The following is an 18216-nucleotide window of genomic DNA, read 5'->3' as shown; positions in this document are numbered from 1 at the left end:
TGTCCAACCGTCTCTCCGATCCGTCCCGCTCCGTCTCAGAAGCGACCCACCAGCGCCTCAGCGCCGCCGGTGAAGGGCTATTTATGGCTAGTTCCCGAAAGGCGCAAGGGAAAAAATCCGATTTCTTCAAAAAACTTTCATCTGCCCAATAATTGAGCAATCAAATGCCGAAAGTGCGGCTACTCGCGCGCTCGACCCGCCGGTTGATCCTTTATGATCGGGAGGCGGAGGATGAGAAGCAGCAGGATCATGGCAAGGTAAGCTACGGGTTCGAGCTGAAATCCCTTCACCAGGAGGACGTAGTGGACGGCACCGAACACGGCGACCGGGTAGGTCAGACGGTGCAGCTTGCGCCAGCGCGAGCCGAGGCGGCGTACCGAACCATTGTTGGAGGTCACCGCCAGGGGAACCATCAGCAGGAAAGCTGCCATGCCCACCGTGATGTAGGGGCGCTTCACGATATCTGCGAGGATTTGCGAGGGGATCTGAACGTCCAGTACGAGCCAGACCAGAAAATGCGCAAGGACATAGGCAAAGCACAACACGCCCAGCGCCCTGCGGAACTTCATCAGGTTGAGGCCCGGAAACCGGCGCAGGGGCGTCACTGCAAGAACCAGCACCAGAAGCTTCAGCGCCAGCTCCCCATATTCATGCTCCAGCGCCTTCACGGGTTCCGGCCCCAAGCCGCCCGTAAGGCCGAGGTAGAAGAGCCACGGCAAAGGTAGGAGCCCAAGCAGGTATAGGCTCCAGACCGGGATCCGTCGCAGGGTTTGGTTCACGCGCTCCATCAGAACTGTTTGGTCAGATCCATACCTTCATAAAGTGAGGCGACGTCTTCTTCGTATCCGTTGAACATCAGGGTCGGCTGACGGCGGGCGAACAATCCGCCCCCGATCCGCCGTTCGGTGGCCTGGCTCCAGCGCGGGTGATCCACATTGGGATTCACATTACTATAGAAGCCGTACTCTCGCGCGTTGGCCATCTTCCAGCTGGTCGGCGGCTCTTTATCTGTGAGGGTGATGCGGACAATAGATTTGATGGACTTGAAGCCATATTTCCACGGCACCACCAGCCGCAGCGGTGCACCGTTCTGGTTGGGGAGCGGTTTGCCGAAGATGCCCGTTGCCATCAGGGTCAGGGGATGCATAGCCTCATCCAGACGCAGCCCCTCGCGGTAGGGCCAGTCAAGTACGCGGTAGGCTGTGCCCGGCATTTCCTCGGGCCGGTATAGCGTTTCGAACGCCACGTATTTCGCACCCTCCTGAACGCCCGCCATATTCAGCAGGTCTGCCAGTTCAAATCCGTTCCAGGGCACCACCATCGACCAGGCTTCGACACAGCGGAAACGGTAGATACGTTCCTCGATGGTCATCTCTCCCAGGATCTGCTGGAAATCATAGTCGCCGGGTTTATCCACCAGCCCGTCGATCTTGACGCTCCATGGAGAGGTGGTCATCCGGCCCGCATAGGCCGCCGGGTCGCCCTTGCCGGTTCCGAACTCATAGAAGTTGCAGTAGCTGGTCACGTCTTCCCAGCTGTTGGGCTCCAGATCACCTTCTGCGGCCTGTGCCTGCCCTGCCCCCGAAAGAGACGCAAGCCCCATCCCCGCAATGCCCGCGATGATTTGGCGGCGGTTCCAGAAGGCAGCCTCTGGGGTGACATCCTCAGGTGTCAGGGTGTTGGTCCAGCGACGGGCCATTTGCGCGCTCCTTTTCTGTTCTTGAACCAGAGCTAGCGCAGCAGGCCCAGCCTGCCAAAACATATCCTGTCACGAGTCCGCGATGGCACTGTAACTTGGCATGATCTCGTTCATCGGCCGCGAGGTGCCATCATCCAGAACCATCCGCACATGGCGACGGCGCAGTTTGCGCGGTTCCGTCACCCCGACAGAATGCGCAATGGTTTCAACCTCGTGGATTACCTCTCTGGCATAGCGAGCCACGCGCATGTACTTGTCCTCAACCACCAACCCTTTTTGCAGACGGGCATCATGGGTGGTTATGCCGGTGGGGCAGGTATTCTTGTTGCACTTCAGCGCCTGAATGCAGCCAAGGGAAAACATGAAACCGCGGGCCGAAGTCACGAAATCGGCCCCTGCCGCCAGCGCCCAGGCCACGTCGCCGGGGTTGACGAGCTTGCCGCTGGCAATCAGGCGGATGCGATCCTTCATTCCGTATTCGTCGCGCAGGTTGCAGACCATCGGCAACGCCTCGCGCACCGACATGCCAACCAGATCGATCAGGGGCATGGGCGCGGCGCCCGTGCCGCCCTCACCGCCATCAATGGTGATGAAATCCGGTGCATCATCCGGGCGCGTCGCGATGTTCATGAACATCTCGCGCATTGCGGCCTCCGAGCCGACAACCGTCTTAACCCCCACCGGCTTGCCTGTGATGTCACGCACGCGAGCGATCATGTCCAATAGTTCGTCATAATTCCCGATCTCGGGATGCCGATTCGGAGAGATACTGGCCTTGCCCTCGGGGATGCCGCGAATGGCGGCAATCTCGGCGTTGACCTTGGCTGCGGGCAGAATGCCACCCTTGCCCGGCTTGGCCCCTTGAGAGAGCTTGAGCTCGAACATCCGCACGCAAGGATGCTCGGACATCTTGCGCAGCTTATCGTCGCTCAGGTTGCCGTGTTCGTCGCGCACGCCGTACTTGGCGGTGCCGATCTGGAAAACGATGTCGCAGCCGCCCTCAAGGTGAAACGGGCTGAGACCACCCTCGCCGGTGTTCATCCAGACGCCGGCCTCGCGCGCACCCCGGCTCAGGGCCCGCACGGCAGGCCGCGACAGGGCGCCATAACTCATACCGGAGATATTGAAGAAGGACGGCGCGCGGTAGGGTACCCGCGCCCCTGCGCCGATCACCATGGGCTCGGATTTGGCGTATTGATCGTCCAGCGGCGGAAAGGGCGCGTTCACAAAGATTGCCGTGCCCGGCACCGATGTGTTGCGGGTCGAGCCAAAGGCCACGGTGTTGCCCTGCCCTTCGCTGGCGCGATTCACCCATTCGCGCTGCGCGCGGTTGAAGGGCAGTTCCTCGCGGTCCATGGCAAAGAAATACTGCCGGAAGAACTCGCCTAGGGTGCTGAAGATATGCCGAAAGCGCCCGATCACGGGATAGTTACGCCGGATGGCGTCCCGTGTCTGTAGCCTGTCCACCAGGAACAGGGCCAGCACCAGGAGACCAAAGGCCCCCAAGGCAAGAACGAAAGCCAGCGCCAGGAATTCCATGGCATTCGCCGCAATACCCATTCAAAAACTCCTATATGATATTATATATGCCGAATGAGGCGCGCGACCGATGACACCGCCGCCCCCGCTCTTCTAGACTGGGGAGGAATGCCGGGGCGAGCAAGCGAGCACTGCTCACAAAAGGGAGATTATCCATGAAATCCATTGTTGCCACCCTTGCGGCCACAGTCACAGCCTCGGTCACCGCCCTGTCCATGGCCACCAGCGCCTTGGCAGGGGACATGGTCAGTTATACCACGACCCTGTCCTTTGACGATGTGACCTTTGGCCTTGAAAACGCCATTACCGACCGAGGGCTTCTGGTGGATCACATCAGTCATGTGGGCGATATGCTGGAGCGTACGCGCGCTGACGTGGGTTCCGAAATCGTTCTTTTCGAAAAGGCGGACGTATATTCCTTCTGCTCGGCGCAGCTGTCGCGGCAGGTGATGGAGGCCGATCCGATGAACATCATGTTCTGCCCCTATGACATCTTCGTGGCGCAGTTTCCCGGCAAGGACGAAATCACCGTTGGTTACCGCGCATTTCCCGAAGGTGAGATGCAGGCCATCCAGGACCTGCTGGACGGCATCGTGCGCGACGCCATCGAAGAATAGCAAAGGCTGAGGATCGGACAGACAAGACCGCCAAACCATGCGTCCTCGCAACACCTGCAGGCCGACACCTTTCGGCCTGCGGTCAAAAGTTTCAGCATCTTCAAGCTGATAGCGCGTGAAAATTAGCGCAAATTTAATACCACAAAAATATCACCTCTTCCTGACGCCCATCGGGCACATACTGCGGAAGAAGAGGTCTCATGTTTTTCAAATTCAAGACTGCCGAACGCGCACAAGATCAGGAAGACCTGCTTGGCATACTGGACGTCTTAGAAAAAACGCAGGCCGTGATCGAATTCAGCCCGGATGGGACGATCCTGCGCGCCAATGAGAATTTCCTCACCTCGGTCGGCTATTCCGAGGCCGATCTGATTGGCAAGAAACACTCGATGCTGCTGGCTCCGGACTATGCGGCCAGCGCCGAATACAAGGCTTTGTGGTCCGCCCTGTGCAAGGGGGAGCATTTCACCGATCAGTACCCGATGAAGTGCAAATCCGGTTCCGAGCAGTGGATACAGGCCACCTTTGCGCCGGTGATGAGCGCCGACGGCCAGCTTCGCAAGATCGTCAAGCTCGGCACCAATGTCACCCATCGCCGCAAGGCCATTCAGGACATTTCGCGCGGGTTGGTTGCACTGCGCAACGGGGCGCTGGACCACCGCATCCCCGTGTCCGACATCGAGGATCTTGGCGCTGTTGCACGTGATTTCAACGAGGCCGTGACTCAACTCGAGACAGTGATCTCGACCGTGAAATCCGTCTCCGACACGGTTGAGCAAACGGCCCAGGAGATCAGCCATTCCTCGACCGAACTGTCCACCCGCACCGAAACCCAGGCCGCAACGCTGGAACAGACCGCCGCCGCCATCGAAGAGCTGACCTCCACCGTCAGATCCGCGGCCCAGGGCGCCCGTGACGTGGAGCAGGTCGTCACCGGCGCCAAGGCAACGGCCGAAGGCAGCAGCACGGTGGTTCAGGAGGCGATCGACGCGATGGATCAGATCAAGGCCTCTTCCGAGAAGATTTCGACCATCCTGACCGTGATCGACGATATTTCCTTCCAGACCAGCCTTCTGGCACTGAATGCCGGGGTCGAAGCGGCACGCGCGGGCGATGCGGGGCGCGGTTTTGCCGTGGTCGCATCCGAGGTGCGAGCGCTTGCGAAACGCTCGACCGAGGCGGCAAGCGAGATCAAACAGCTGATCACCGACAGTTCGACTCATGTGGTGCATGGCGTAGACCTTGTGGGTCGCGCCGGCGGGGAATTGAAAACCATTATCGAAAGCGTCAGCACAATTTCCGGCCATGTCAGCGATATCGCGCGAGGTACACAGGAACAATCGGCAACCCTATCCGAGATCAACACCGGCATGGGGCAGCTTGATGAGGTCACCCAAAGCAATGCCGCCATGGTGGAGGAAGCCACCGAGGCCAGCCAGACCATGGCCAACACCGCCAAGGAACTCTCGCAGCAGGTGGCTCAATTCCGCACCAGCGGCACGACCGGGATCCGCGCCGTTGCACCAGTCGCGCATCCCCCAGCCCCTGCAGCCCGCGCAGCAACGTCACCTGCCCGCGCAGCCGTGGTGAACGGCTGGGACGATTTCTAAGGCCACGCGCGGCGCATCTACGCTCAGATTTCATGGAAAAGGCCCGCCAAATCTGGCGGGCCTTGATCTATTTTGCGCAAGGACAGTGCTTAGTGCACGACCGCATCGTCCGGTTTGGGACGATCACTGGTGCCGATCCGGTCGCCGATGATCAACCCTTCGGCCCCAGCAGAGATCGGAACGGTGTCGCCATCACGGATATCTCCGGCCAGCAGGAGTTCAGCCAGCGGGTTCTGCAAGGCACGCTGGATCACGCGCTTCAAGGGGCGCGCACCAAAGACCGGATCATAGCCTTCATCGGCCAGCCAGGTTTTCGCGCCCTCATCCAGCTGCAGGGTGATCTTGCGATCGGCCAGACGCTTCTCAAGCCGCTTGAGCTGAATGGTGACGATCCCGTCCATATCCGCGCGGGCCAGACGGTCGAAGATGATCGTCTCGTCCAGACGGTTCAGGAACTCGGGGCGGAAATGCGCCCGCACCGCATCCATCACGTCGCGCTTGGCGTCTGCCGCATCGGCACCTTCGGGCAGTTGGCTCAACGCCTGCGCGCCCAGGTTCGAGGTCAGGATGATCAGCGTCTGCTTGAAGTCCACGGTACGCCCCTGACCATCGGTCAGCATACCGTCATCGAGCACCTGCAAGAGCACGTTGAACACATCCGGGTGCGCCTTTTCGACCTCGTCGAACAGAACCACCTGATAGGGACGCCGCCGCACGGCCTCGGTCAGAACGCCACCTTCCTCGTAGCCGACATAGCCCGGAGGGGCACCGATCAGACGCGCAACGCTGTGTTTCTCCATGAATTCGGACATGTCGATGCGCACCATCGCGTTGTCGTCATCAAACAGGAAGTTCGCCACCGCCTTGGTCAGTTCGGTCTTGCCGACGCCGGTCGGTCCAAGGAACAGAAAGCTGCCCAGCGGGCGGTTCTCGTCATTGAGTCCGGCACGCGCGCGGCGCACCGCATTTGCCACCGCTGTCACGGCCGAGTTCTGGCCGATCACGCGGGCGTGCAGGTCATCCTCCATCCGGAGCAGTTTGTCGCGCTCGCCCTCGAGCATCTTGGAGGTCGGGATCCCGGTCCAGCGCTCGACCACACCGGCGATCTGCTCGGGGCGGACGGCCTCTTCGACCATCAGACCCTGCTGTTCCTTTTCCTCGGCCTCGGCCAGCTGTTTCTCCAGCCCCGGAATGACACCGTAGGACAGCTCCCCCGCACGGGCGAGATTGCCTTCGCGTTTGGCGATGTCAAGTTCCGCGCGCGCCTTGTCGAGCTGCTCTTTCAGATCGCGGGCGCCGGCCAGCTTGTCGCGTTCAGCCTGCCACTGCGCGGTCATCTCGGCGCTCTGCTCCTGCAGGTCCGACAGCTCTTTTTGCAGCGTTTCCAGGCGATCGCGCGAAGCGGCATCGTCTTCCAGCTTCAGAGCCTCTTCCTCGATCTGCATCTGCAGGATCTGGCGGTCGAGCGCGTCCAGCTCTTCGGGCTTGCTGTCCACCTGCATGCGCAGACGGCTGGCGGCCTCATCCATAAGGTCGATGGCCTTGTCCGGCAGAAAGCGGTCGGTGATGTAGCGATTCGACAGGGTCGCCGCCGCCACCAAAGCCGCATCAGCAATGCGCACACCGTGGTGCAGCTCATACTTCTCCTTGATGCCGCGCAGGATCGAGATCGTATCCTCAACCGTCGGTTCGGTCACCATCACGGGCTGGAACCGGCGGGCCAGGGCCGCATCTTTCTCCACATACTTGCGGTATTCATCCAGCGTGGTCGCCCCGATGCAGTGCAGCTCGCCCCGGGCAAGCGCAGGCTTGATCAAGTTGGCCGCATCCATGGCACCATCGGATTTGCCCGCCCCCACAAGGGTGTGCATCTCGTCGATGAACAGGATGATCTCACCGGCGGCTTCGGTCACCTCGGTCAGGACCGCCTTCAGGCGTTCCTCGAACTCACCGCGGTATTTTGCACCGGCGATCAGCGCGCCCATGTCCAGCGCCAGCAGCTTCTTGTCACGCAGGGATTCGGGCACATCACCGTTGACGATGCGCAGCGCCATGCCTTCGGCGATGGCGGTCTTGCCGACGCCCGGCTCACCGATCAGCACCGGGTTGTTCTTGGTGCGGCGGCTCAGCACCTGCATGGCGCGGCGGATTTCCTCGTCCCGGCCGATGATCGGGTCGATCTTGCCCTCACGGGCGGCCTCGGTCAGGTCACGGGCGTATTTCTTCAGCGCATCATAGCCTTCTTCGGCGGTGGCGCTGTCGGCGGTGCGGCCCTTGCGAATGTCGTTGATCGCCTCGTTCAGCTTCTGCGCGGTGACATTGCCTGCCTCCAACGCCTCCTTGGCCTTGGATTTGACCATGCAAAGCGCCATCAGGATGCGTTCGACCGGCACGAAGCTGTCTCCAGCCTTGTCAGCAATCTTTGCCGCCTCATCCAGCACCTTGGCGGTCTGCTGGTCGAGATACATCTGGCCCGCATCGCCGCTGACCTTGGGCAGTTTGGAAACAGCGGCATCAGCCGATCCCGCAACCTGGGTGGCATCGCCGCCCGCGCGGGTGATCAGGTTGGCCGCAAGCCCCTGCTCGTCATCCATCAAAGCTTTCAAAAGGTGTTCGGGCACCATGCGCTGGTGCTCTTCGCGCAGGGCAATGGTCTGCGCCGCCTGCACGAAACCGCGTGCACGCTCGGTGAACTTGCTCAAGTCCATCTCTCTCTCCTTTTACAAGCGCCCGATCAATATGGCAGCGCCCGCTTGGCGGCACGCCCCGGTCCGGGCCTCACAGATCTACTTGGGAAGTCTTGGCCTCCCTTCAAGGGCATACTGGCCGCAAAGCGGTTCATTTTCTCTGACCTCGATCAAATCCGTTGCATGGAGCGAGACGCCAGATACCTTGCTTTTTAGGGTTTCCGAACCGCGCAGCAGGGATTAGGAAAGCGCAATTTCCTTTTCCCTGCCGCCCAAGAAAACCGGAGTTCCGCCATGTCTGCCACACCGCTCGCCGATGACCGCCTGATCGTTGCCATGGATGTTCCCAACGCCCTTGACGGGCTGAAACTGGCGGAGACCCTGGGCGATGCGGTCTCTTTCTACAAGATCGGCCTTGGCATGCTGACGGGAGGCGGGCTGGCGCTGGCGAATGAGCTGAAGCAGGAACACGGCAAGCGGATCTTCCTCGACATGAAGCTGTTCGACATCGGCGCCACGGTGGAAAACGCCGTGCGCGGGCTGGCGCAGTTCGATCTCGATTTCCTGACGGTACATGGTGACCCCTACGTGGTGCGCGCGGCCAAGGAAGGCGCAGCCGGCAAGGAGATGAAGATCCTCGCCGTGACGATCCTGACCTCGCTGGACCGCGCCGATCTGGACAGCGCGCTGATCAAACCCGGTGAGATCCGCGATCTGGTACAGGAACGTGCAGGCAATGCCTTTGCCGCCGGTGCGGACGGTGTCATCGCCAGCCCGCAGGAGGCCGCCCTCATCCGCGCCCTCCCCGAGGCAGAGGGCAAGCTGATCGTGACCCCCGGCGTGCGCCCCGCAGGTGCGGACCTCGGCGATCAGAAACGCGTCGCCACCCCAGCCAGCGCCATTGCTGACGGCGCCGATCACATCGTTGTTGGCCGCCCGATCTGGCGAGCCGCAGACCCGCTCAAAGCGGCAGAAGCGATCCTGGAAGAACTGCGCAGCCTTTAGGAAGATCAACCCCATCGCGGGTGCGCCAAGTAAAAAACCATGCAGCCACGTGCATCCGAAACGGCAATCTTGTGACGCCGTTTCGGATAACAACGGCACCGACCGACCATATTTGCACATTTTTTGTGCAAAACGAGGCGTTCGGGACGCAGGCGTGCGTATGACTCTTTTCCGCAGCCAACACCAAGTGACTGAGCGTCAACCTCATAATAATTAACAAGAATACCAAACGGATCTGTATGCAACAGTCCACAACGCTGTGTCCCGAAAGGCACAGCGCACGGTGACGCGAACAGTTTTTATGGGCGCAAAATTTGCGTCACTCGGCTGGATCGGCGAGTCTGGAGACAACACTCCCCAGACGAACTGGTCTTCCTGAGGTTCGTCACCTGCCCCCGCCATCACGTGCGGGGGATTTTCTTAGCCCCCCATCACGAAGCGCTTTCGCAGCCCCTTCAGAGCGGCTGATCGAGGTAATCTCGAAGCTGCGTGACGAAATGCGGCACCGCCAGGGCATGCGCACAGTAGTCCTGTGGTGCCATCAAACTCCACCTCTGACCTTCCGAGCCAAGCCGGATCCGCAACGCCAGCTCGGCAGGCTGGTGCGAAACGAAGAACCAGACCCGGCCGCGCGGGCGCTGATAGTGCCGCGTCCAAGAAAGGTCGGCAGGCTTCAGTCGCAGACCGATTTCCTCTTCGGTTTCGCGCAGGGCGCAAACCTCGGGTGTCTCATCGCCTTCGCGCCCACCACCAGGCAGATCCCAGTGACCGGGGTAGGGAATGTCCGGCTTGTCGTCGCGCTGAATCACAACGAGTTTAGACCCCAGAAACAAGGCAAGTTTGGCACCAGAAAACGTCATGATCTGCAGCTGCTCATACAATGGCCTAAAGACAAGGCTGTGAGCGCACAGTACACTGATCCCCTGCCACAGCAACGACCAAGCCTCGCGTTCATCATGTCTCCCTCACCCTCAGCCCTGTGCCGAGATTGCCTGCATCAGGTGATGGTGCCGCAGCGCCGCCCGCTGCGTTGTCCGATCTGTGGCAGCCCCCGCGTGAAGGTGCATGACGAGCTGTTCTCGCTCAGCATCGCCCATATGGATTGCGATGCCTTCTATGCCAGTGTTGAAAAACGCGATGACCCTGCCCTTGCCGAAAAACCCGTGATCATCGGCGGCGGTCGGCGCGGCGTGGTTTCGACCGCCTGCTATGTGGCGCGCATTCGCGGCGTGAAATCCGCGATGCCGATGTTTCAGGCGCTCAAGCTCTGCCCCGATGCGGTGGTGATCAAGCCCAGAATGCATGTCTACGCCGAGGTCAGCCGCGCGATCCGCGACATGATGTATGAGCTGACGCCGGATGTGGAGCCGCTGTCGCTGGACGAGGCCTTTTTGGATCTGTCGGGCACCGAAAAACTACATGGCGCGCCTCCTGCGGTGATGCTGGCGCGACTCGTCAAACGCATGAAAGAGGAACTTGGAATCACCGGCTCGATCGGCCTCAGCCACAACAAGTTCCTCGCCAAGGTCGCCTCGGATCTTGATAAACCGCGCGGATTCTCGGTGATCGGCAAGGCGGAAACGGCGGAGTTCCTGCACGACAAACCGGTGCGTTTGATCTGGGGCATTGGCCCTGCGGCGCAGGCCTCGCTGGAGCGGGCAGGCATTCGCAGCTTTGCTGACCTTCTGCGCTGGGAACGGCAGGATCTTCACGCCCGGTTCGGCTCGATGGGCGACCGGCTGTGGCACCTGGCGCGCGGAGAGGACCGGCGACGCGTATCCGCAAATGCCCCTGTCAAATCGATCTCGAAGGAAACGACTTTTTTTGAAGACACCGCCAGCACCGAGGTTCTGGACAGTCACCTTTGGCGTCTGGCCGAGCAGGTATCGGATCGCGCCAAGGCCAAGGATAAGGCGGGGCGCGTGGTCACGCTGAAACTGAAACGCGCCAACCACACCGCGCTGACCCGTCGCATCGCCTTGCGCAGCCCCACGCAAATGGCTGATACGATCTATCGTACCGCACGTGCACTGTTGGATCAGGTGGGCAATGAGGGCCCTTATCGTCTGCTTGGCTGCGGGATTTCCGAATTGGTCCCTGCGGATCAGGCCGATGATACCGGCGACCTGCTGGACCCGCAGGCGGGAAAAAGGGCCGAAGCCGAGCGCGCCAGCGATGCCATCCGCAAGCGATTCGGCAAAGGTGCCATTCTCAAGGGGCGCGCGTTGCGTTGAACAGGGGCAACCCTGGCCAGTTTACTCTGCCGCCATGGGGCGCGCCACGGAAGCCGTACCCCCAACACCCCGATCCACCACTTTTTCCCCGGTGATTTCGGCAATCACCTCACGCAGAACCTCTTGCAGCGCGGCAAAGTTCCTGTTCGGGCGGATAGCATCCTCGTCCATGTAGAGAGAGCGATCAATTTCCACCTGAACCGCATGCTGATTGCGCGAGGGGCGTCCGTAGGCCTGGGTAATGTAGGCGCCGGCAAAAGGCGCATTGCGGGCCACCCGCAAGCCACCGCGGACAAAGGCCGCTTCGATCCTGTCGACGATCTCACCCGAGGCGGCCGCACCGAACCGATCCCCAAGCACCACATCCGGCAGATGGCCTGCCCGCCTTGGCATGGTTTCAAGCGCCTCATGCGGCATGGAGTGGCAATCTACCAGGATCGCGTGGCCGAACTGCTCATGCGCCCGGTCCAGCAGACCCTGCAAAGCGCGATGGTACGGTTTCCAATACTCTTCTATGCGCCTGTGCGCCTCTGCGATGGGGAGTTTCCCCCGATAAATCGCGCGACCACCCGCGACCACCCGCGGGATCACCCCGAGCCCCGAGGCCACACGCGGATTCTGCCCGCGCCGCGCGACCCCCTCGAGCAGCGCCGGGTCCAGCTCTTCGGGGGAGCGGTTGAGGTCCAGATAGGCCCGCGGTTTCCTTGCAATCAGCAAGGGAGCGCCGTATTCGGGCGCCGCCGAGAACAGCTGATCCACAAAGGCGTCTTCGGAACTACGGATACGCTGTCCATCGAGAATCGATTCCCGCAAGAAATGGACCGGGTAGTCGCTGCCGCTGTGCGGAGAGGCAAAAACAGCCGCAGAGCAAAGGTTCCGCGGTGGAAATACAGAAAATGCAGCGTCTGACATCGCGGCTCCGGCCCCATGAAACTCAGAAACAGCATAGAGCGGAAATTTCTGGGGTCAAAAGCTCTTGCACCCTCTCGCGACTCTTATTATAGACCCCTTCACCGGCGCGGCACCCCGCGCCCCGTTTGTTTCTGGGGCCAGGTGCTGCAAGGGTTTCATGGGCGATTAGCTCAGCGGTAGAGCACTTCGTTGACATCGAAGGGGTCACAAGTTCGAACCTTGTATCGCCCACCATGAATTCATTGTTTTGGCCCAAGGGTCGAAACACCCGCTAACCCAGGCGCTGGTTCGCGCCGCAGAACAGGAGAAGGACCATGAAGGTCAAGAACTCGCTCCGCTCGCTCAAGAACCGGCACCGTGACTGCCGCGTTGTGCGTCGCAAGGGCCGCGTCTACGTGATCAACAAGACCCAGCGCCGCTTCAAAGCGCGCCAGGGCTAACTGATCAGGGCTGAAAACAGCCACGTTTAGTTTTCGAAAACCGCATCCTCGGATGCGGTTTTTTGTTTTCGTGGCAACGGCATCCAAAATCAGACAAAATCCCGCAGCGCAAGGCAGGAACGGTTTTCCAAGTAAAATTGTCAGTTTTTGTTTTCATTCATCTCAGAATCATTTAATTGACTAAATCAGTCAGAAACGATCAAACCTGTTTGATGGGAGAAAACATGTCCAAAGCAACCACGATCCTGGCCGGTGCCCTGGCAGCCACGATGGCGACCTCTGCTGCTGCAGAAGGCGAAGTGAACCTCTATTCTTCGCGCCACTACGACACCGACGAGCGTCTCTATTCCGATTTCGAAGAGGCCACTGGCATCCGTATCAACCGCATCGAAGGCAAGGCGGACGAGCTGATTGCCCGCATGCAGGCCGAAGGTGAAAACTCTCCGGCGGATATCCTGCTGACCGTGGACACATCGCGCCTTGCCCGTGCAAAGGATGCCGGTGTTCTGCAAGCGATCGACAGTGCAACGCTGGAAGCCCGCGTTCCGGGCTACCTGCAGGACGAAGACAACCAATGGTTCGGCTTCTCCCAGCGCGCGCGCATCATTTTCTACGATAAGGCAGACGTGGCAAACCCGCCGCAGACCTATCTGGATCTGGCCGATCCCGCCTACAAGGGCCAGGTCTGCATCCGGTCGTCCACAAACACCTATAACCAGACCCTTCTGGCCTCGATCATCACCCATCACGGCAGCGATGTGGCGAAATCCTGGGCCGAAGGCGTGGTCGCCAACATGGCGCGCGAACCGCAGGGCGGTGACACCGATCAGCTGCGCGGCATCGTGTCGGGAGAGTGCGAAATCTCTGTGGCCAACAGCTATTACTTCGCACGTTCGATCCGCAAGGACGTCAAAGGTCTCTCGGATTCCCGCGACATGATCGGCTGGGTCTTCCCGTCGCAGAATACGGAAGGCGCCCATATGAACCTTTCTGGCGGTGGTGTTGCAGCCCATGCGCCCAACCGCGAGAACGCCATCAAGTTCCTGGAATACCTGGCATCGGATCAGGCCCAACAGTATTTTTCGGCCGGCAACGATGAATTCCCTGCCGTTCCGGGTGTGGGCCTTGCCCCCAGCATCGCGGCCCTTGGTCACTTCAAACCAGACGATGTGAACCTGTCGGACGTCGCCAAGAACATCCCCGAGGCTCAGAAGATCTTCAACGCGGTCGGCTGGAAGTAATCCCCGAACACGCGAATCGTATCGAGGGAAGGCGCTGGAAACCCTGCGCCTTCTTTCAAATCTCCCCCAATACGCATTCGTAAAATGTACGCAAATGACGGCGCCGCCCGCGTCCCTGCGGAAAATGATCTGGATTTTCCAGATTCTTCCGATTTCAGTTGGTAAACAGGCTAAGTTTCCCCCCGAACTTCTGGACCTACACGCGCCCGCCCCCTATAGATCGCGAAGTTTTTTCAGAGGGGGATTGATACACATGCAGGCTTGCCCGAACACCGGATCATTGACCGGAACACATGGAGCCCTGCTGTGAGACGGCTCCCGGTTACCATCATCAGCGGATACCTTGGCGCAGGAAAGACCAGCCTTATCAACCGCCTTCTGGCCGAAGATCACGGGCTGAACCTGGCGGTCATCGTCAACGACTTTGGTACAATCAATATCGATGCAGAGCTGATCGGCGACTCCGATGCGGACACCATCGCTCTTTCCAACGGTTGCGTGTGTTGCACCATGGGTGCAGATCTTGCGATGACGCTACGCCAGATCGCCCAGCGAGAGACCCAGCCTTGCCATCTTATCATCGAGGCAAGCGGCATTTCAGATCCCGTTGCCATTACCAACACGGTCATGACTGAAAGCGGCTTCAGCTATGCTGGTATCATCACCCTTGTGGATGGTGAGAATGCCCTTACGCTTTTTGAGGATGAAGACATTGCACCGCAGTTCACTCAGCAAATTCGGGCGGCTGACCTGACCTTGATTTCGAAATGCGAAGCGCTGAGTGCCGACCTCGCAGACAAACTGACAGAGATAGGCGCCCGCACGCCCACGGTCCTGAACGGGGCGCCTGTGTCAGATCTTTTGCTGGACGTTGTCCCTCTTCCCAAGGGGCGAACCGTGACCACGCATCCCGCCTATGCGACCTGGCACTATCAAAGCAAGGATCCTCTGGACAGACGGGCATTGGGTGAAAAGCTGGCAAACAGGCCAGCGGGTCTCTATCGCATGAAAGGCTATGTGCTGACCTCCGGCGGCGCCTATCAGCTGCACATCGTGGGCCGACATGTCGAGGCCCGCCATTGTGAGGCTGACGAGACGATGCTGGTGGGACTTGGCCTTGCGGACCGGATCTCGGCTCAGCAGATCGACGCCTGGTGGCACAGTTAAGGCGGCACCCCGTTATCTGCGCCGCCCCACCTGACGGCAGATCAGAATAACCGGCAGCAGGCCAACGGCCATGATCACCAGCGACGGCACGGCCGCCCCTTCGAGCCGCTCGTCCGAGGCAAGGCGATACGCCTGCACCGCCAGTGTGTCATAGTTGAACGGGCGCATGATCAGCGTTGCGGGCAGTTCTTTCATGACATCGACAAAGACGATCAGAAGGGCCGTCAGCAGGCTTGGTGTCAGAATCGGCAAATGCACGCGGCGCAGCATCCCGAGCGGGCTTTGCCCAAGAGAGCGCGCGGCCGCGTCCATGTTGGCATGCACTGTGGCCTGCCCGCTTTCATAAGCGCCAAGAGCTGCCGCCAGGAACCGCACAATGTAGGCGGCCACCAGGAGCCAGATCGATCCGGTGATCAGAAGCCCGGTACGGATGTCAAAAGTGGCCCGCATCCAGGCATCCAGCGCATTGTCAAAGGCCGCAAAGGGTACCATCAGGCCAACCGCGATCACCCCGCCCGGCACCGCATATCCAAGCCGCGACATATAGGCCGCCGTGGAAGCCCCCCGCCCCGGACGCAATCGCTGATAAAAGCCCAGCGTCACCGCCGCCAGCACCGTGAGCATGGCCGCAACCGAGGCCAGGATCAGGGAATTCTGGATAAATCCGACATAGCGGCGGCTCAGCAGATCCTGTTCAGACTGCAGCCCCATGTTGAAGAGGATCACCACCGGCAGAACAAATCCGAGCGTCACGGGGATAGCGCACAGAACCCAGGCCGCAACGGCACGCATCCCCGCCAGATCCGCAGGCGGCATCTCGGCGTGATGTTTGCCGGCCTGATGATAGCGCGCCTTGCCGCGCGTCGAACGCTCGATCACCGCCAGCATCAGCGCGAAACTCAACAGACACAGCGCCAGCTGCGCCGCACCGGCCCGGTCCGCCAGCGAGAACCAACTGGTGTAGATGCCGGTGGCAAAGGTCTGCACCCCGAAATAGGACACCGTTCCGAAATCTGCGATCGTCTCCATTACCGCCAGCAGCACGCCCGAGGCAATTGCCGGGCGCGCCATGGGAAGGCTCACGCGCCAGAACGCCTCCCAGGCACTTTTGCCAAGAGCGCGTGCGGCCAAAAAGGCACCCGCGCTTTGCTGCAGGAAGGCCGCCCGCGCCAGAAGGTAGACATAAGGGTAAAGGACCAGGATCAGCATCACCGCCGCGCCGCCGGTCGAGCGGATCTCGGGGAACCAGTAATCCCGCGGCCCCCAGCCCGTCACGTCCCGCAACGTGGTCTGCACGATGCCGGGATGATCCAGAACGAAAGTGTAGGCATAGGCAAGCACATAGGCTGGAAAGGCCAGAGGAAGAACAAGAGCGATCTCGAACAGGCGCACGCCGGGAAAGCGTGTCATGGTCACGAGCCAGGCTGCCCCGACCCCCAGAAGCAAGGTGCCCAACGACACCAGCGTCACCAGCACCACAGTGGTGCCAAGGTAGCGCGGCAGCACGGTTTCAGCGAGGTGTGTGATCGTGTCGGTCCCGCCGATCATTGCAGCCAGCGCCACGGCCAGCATCGGCAGAACGCAGGCCAGGGCCACGGCCCAACCGAGCGCGGCAAAGACACCGCTGCCCCCCTTGCGCCCGCGTCGGGTGCCTTTGGGGGCATAGTCAGGACTGTGGCTTGCCTCGGTCATCGGTACAGGAGATTCCTTCGCGGTTTGGCACCTTTCCTATTTCGATCATTTAAGTCGGAAATTCCAGCAGGAAACGGGCAAGGCCAAAACGTAAAACAACCGGGCCTTTTTCCAGCCCGGCTGTTTGGATCAAATCAGTCAATGCCAGTCAGTCGTAGCTGCGCTGATCCTCGATCACCAGACCATCCTTGGGCAGGCTTCCGGGCGCAAAAACTTCGATCTTGCCCTTGAGTTTCAGAACTTCGATCACCGACTTGCCAAAGGTCACATCATCACCGCCATCAGCTTCGATCTGAACGGTCATCGTGTCCATCTCGCCATCGCGCGCAGCGATGACGCGGGCCTTGACGATCTCGTCATGCTTGTCGACCAGTGCGGCCACCTGCTCGGGGCGCACGAACATGCCCTTGATCTTGGTGGTCTGATCGGCGCGGCCCATCCAGCCCTTGATGCGCATATTGGTGCGGCCACAAGGCGAGACACCCGGCAGCACCGCTGACAGATCGCCGGTAGCAAATCGGATCAGCGGATAATCGGGGTTGAGCGTGGTCACGACCACCTCTCCCACCTCGCCCGGCGCCACGGGGGCACCGGTCCCGGGGGTGACGATTTCGACGATGACGTTTTCGTCGACGATCATCCCCTCCATCGCGGCGCTTTCGTAAGCAATGTTGCCCAGATCCGCCGTGGCGTAGGACTGCAGGCAGGTGATGCCGCGGTCGGCGTACTCCTGGCGCAGCGACGGGAACAGCGCGCCACCGCCCACAGCGGCCTTCTTGAACCCGAGCTGCACGCCCATGGATTCAGCCTTGTCGAGGATGACTTTCAGATAGTCAGGCGTACCGGCATAAGCGGTTGCGCCCACATCGCGGGCCGCAGTCACCTGCAGTTCCGTTTGCCCGGTTCCCGCCGGCAGAACCGCAGCGCCCACGGCACGGGCCCCGCTTTCAAAGATCATGCCCGCAGGCGTCAGGTGATAGCCAAAGCAGTTCTGCACCACATCTCCGGCGCCAATGCCGACCGCGTGCAGGAAACGCCCCATGCGCCACCAGTCGTGTTCGCTGCCGCCCGGTTCGTAAATCGGACCAGGAGACTGGAAGATATGCGCAAACCCATGGGCCGGCTTCACCGTGAACCCACCAAAGGGCGCATTCTCTGCCTGGGCGCGGCTCAGCTCGGACTTGCGCAGCACCGGCAAGGCAGCAAGATCCGCCGCGCTGGTGATCGCAGCCGGGTCCACGTCGGCCAGGGCCGAGCCATAGCCGGGAGCGGATTTTGCACGGGCGATCTGCGCAGGGAGCGCCTTGGCCAGATCGGTGGCGCGCTCATCGGCGGAACGGGTTTCGAGTGTGTCAAAGAAACTCATGTCATTT

At 60.7% G+C, this 18216-nt stretch carries 15 protein-coding genes and 1 tRNA gene; 8 read left to right on the top strand and 8 right to left on the bottom strand.

From position 1 onward, the window contains the following. Positions 1-179: 179 nt before the first annotated feature. The 3 genes from msrQ to AADA15_RS18450 form a co-directional block, all read right to left on the bottom strand. On the bottom strand, positions 180-788 hold the full coding sequence (msrQ, locus tag AADA15_RS18460) for a protein-methionine-sulfoxide reductase heme-binding subunit MsrQ (RefSeq protein ID WP_341643030.1): 609 nt from the start codon (positions 786-788) through the stop codon (positions 180-182). Beyond that, positions 788-1699 carry a protein-methionine-sulfoxide reductase catalytic subunit MsrP gene (gene msrP / locus AADA15_RS18455; RefSeq protein ID WP_341643029.1) on the bottom strand — a complete coding sequence of 304 codons (912 nt, stop codon included), beginning with the start codon at positions 1697-1699 and terminating at the stop codon, positions 788-790. The genes msrQ and msrP overlap by 1 nt, the downstream gene beginning before the upstream one ends. Positions 1700-1768: 69 nt before the next feature. Continuing rightward, a complete protein-coding gene (locus AADA15_RS18450; RefSeq protein ID WP_341643028.1) occupies positions 1769-3259 on the bottom strand; it encodes an FMN-binding glutamate synthase family protein in 1491 nt (496 codons plus the stop codon). Positions 3260-3393: 134 nt separating this feature from the next. Here AADA15_RS18450 and AADA15_RS18445 point away from each other — a divergent pair, with 134 nt between their 5' ends. Together AADA15_RS18445 and AADA15_RS18440 are read left to right on the top strand one after the other, a co-directional pair. Continuing rightward, positions 3394-3855 carry a DUF302 domain-containing protein gene (locus AADA15_RS18445; RefSeq protein WP_437343225.1) on the top strand — a complete coding sequence of 154 codons (462 nt, stop codon included), beginning with the start codon at positions 3394-3396 and terminating at the stop codon, positions 3853-3855. A 200-nt stretch (positions 3856-4055) separates the two neighbouring features. Next, positions 4056-5465, top strand: a complete 1410-nt coding sequence (locus tag AADA15_RS18440; RefSeq protein WP_341643027.1) for a methyl-accepting chemotaxis protein — start codon at positions 4056-4058, stop codon at positions 5463-5465. Positions 5466-5554: 89 nt separating this feature from the next. Here AADA15_RS18440 and clpB read toward each other — a convergent pair whose 3' ends face one another. After that, a complete protein-coding gene (clpB, locus tag AADA15_RS18435) occupies positions 5555-8173 on the bottom strand; it encodes an ATP-dependent chaperone ClpB (protein WP_341643026.1) in 2619 nt (872 codons plus the stop codon). A 273-nt stretch (positions 8174-8446) separates the two neighbouring features. Here clpB and pyrF point away from each other — a divergent pair, with 273 nt between their 5' ends. Then, positions 8447-9157, top strand: a complete 711-nt coding sequence (pyrF, locus tag AADA15_RS18430; RefSeq protein ID WP_341643025.1) for an orotidine-5'-phosphate decarboxylase — start codon at positions 8447-8449, stop codon at positions 9155-9157. Positions 9158-9612: 455 nt separating this feature from the next. Here pyrF and AADA15_RS18425 read toward each other — a convergent pair whose 3' ends face one another. After that, positions 9613-10017 carry an NUDIX hydrolase gene (locus AADA15_RS18425; protein WP_341643024.1) on the bottom strand — a complete coding sequence of 135 codons (405 nt, stop codon included), beginning with the start codon at positions 10015-10017 and terminating at the stop codon, positions 9613-9615. Positions 10018-10113: 96 nt separating this feature from the next. Here AADA15_RS18425 and AADA15_RS18420 point away from each other — a divergent pair, with 96 nt between their 5' ends. Then, complete coding sequence (locus tag AADA15_RS18420) at positions 10114-11391, top strand: DNA polymerase IV (protein WP_341643023.1); 1278 nt, start codon at positions 10114-10116, stop codon at positions 11389-11391. A gap of 21 nt (positions 11392-11412) precedes the next feature. On the opposite strand, the gene AADA15_RS18415 is transcribed toward AADA15_RS18420, so the two are convergent. Next, entirely contained in the window at positions 11413-12303 is an 891-nt protein-coding gene (locus AADA15_RS18415; protein WP_341643022.1) for an N-formylglutamate amidohydrolase, read from the bottom strand. Between the two features lie 159 nt (positions 12304-12462). Here AADA15_RS18415 and AADA15_RS18410 point away from each other — a divergent pair. The 4 genes from AADA15_RS18410 to AADA15_RS18395 all read left to right on the top strand — a co-directional run bounded on the left by AADA15_RS18410 (position 12463) and on the right by AADA15_RS18395 (position 15151). Beyond that, a tRNA-Val gene (locus AADA15_RS18410) sits at positions 12463-12537 on the top strand. A gap of 80 nt (positions 12538-12617) precedes the next feature. Continuing rightward, on the top strand, positions 12618-12743 hold the full coding sequence (gene ykgO / locus AADA15_RS18405; protein WP_008562923.1) for a type B 50S ribosomal protein L36: 126 nt from the start codon (positions 12618-12620) through the stop codon (positions 12741-12743). Positions 12744-12967: 224 nt separating this feature from the next. Beyond that, a complete protein-coding gene (locus AADA15_RS18400; RefSeq protein WP_341643021.1) occupies positions 12968-13984 on the top strand; it encodes a Fe(3+) ABC transporter substrate-binding protein in 1017 nt (338 codons plus the stop codon). 306 nt (positions 13985-14290) lie between these two features. Beyond that, positions 14291-15151 (top strand): CobW family GTP-binding protein, encoded by an 861-nt coding sequence (locus AADA15_RS18395; RefSeq protein WP_341643020.1) that lies wholly within the window; start codon positions 14291-14293, stop codon positions 15149-15151. A 12-nt stretch (positions 15152-15163) separates the two neighbouring features. Here the strand turns inward: AADA15_RS18395 and AADA15_RS18390 are convergent, their stop codons facing one another. Continuing rightward, positions 15164-16843 (bottom strand): ABC transporter permease, encoded by a 1680-nt coding sequence (locus AADA15_RS18390; protein ID WP_341643019.1) that lies wholly within the window; start codon positions 16841-16843, stop codon positions 15164-15166. Positions 16844-16991: 148 nt separating this feature from the next. Next, a complete protein-coding gene (locus tag AADA15_RS18385; protein WP_341643018.1) occupies positions 16992-18209 on the bottom strand; it encodes a phenylacetate--CoA ligase family protein in 1218 nt (405 codons plus the stop codon). Positions 18210-18216: the final 7 nt, after the last annotated feature.

This window comes from Phycobacter sedimenti, from assembly GCF_038148855.1.
In the GTDB taxonomy this organism is placed as follows: Bacteria; Pseudomonadota; Alphaproteobacteria; order Rhodobacterales; family Rhodobacteraceae; genus Phycobacter; species Phycobacter sedimenti.
The sequence above is the reverse complement of the archived record's forward strand: the minus strand, read 5'-3'. Positions and strand labels throughout refer to the sequence as shown.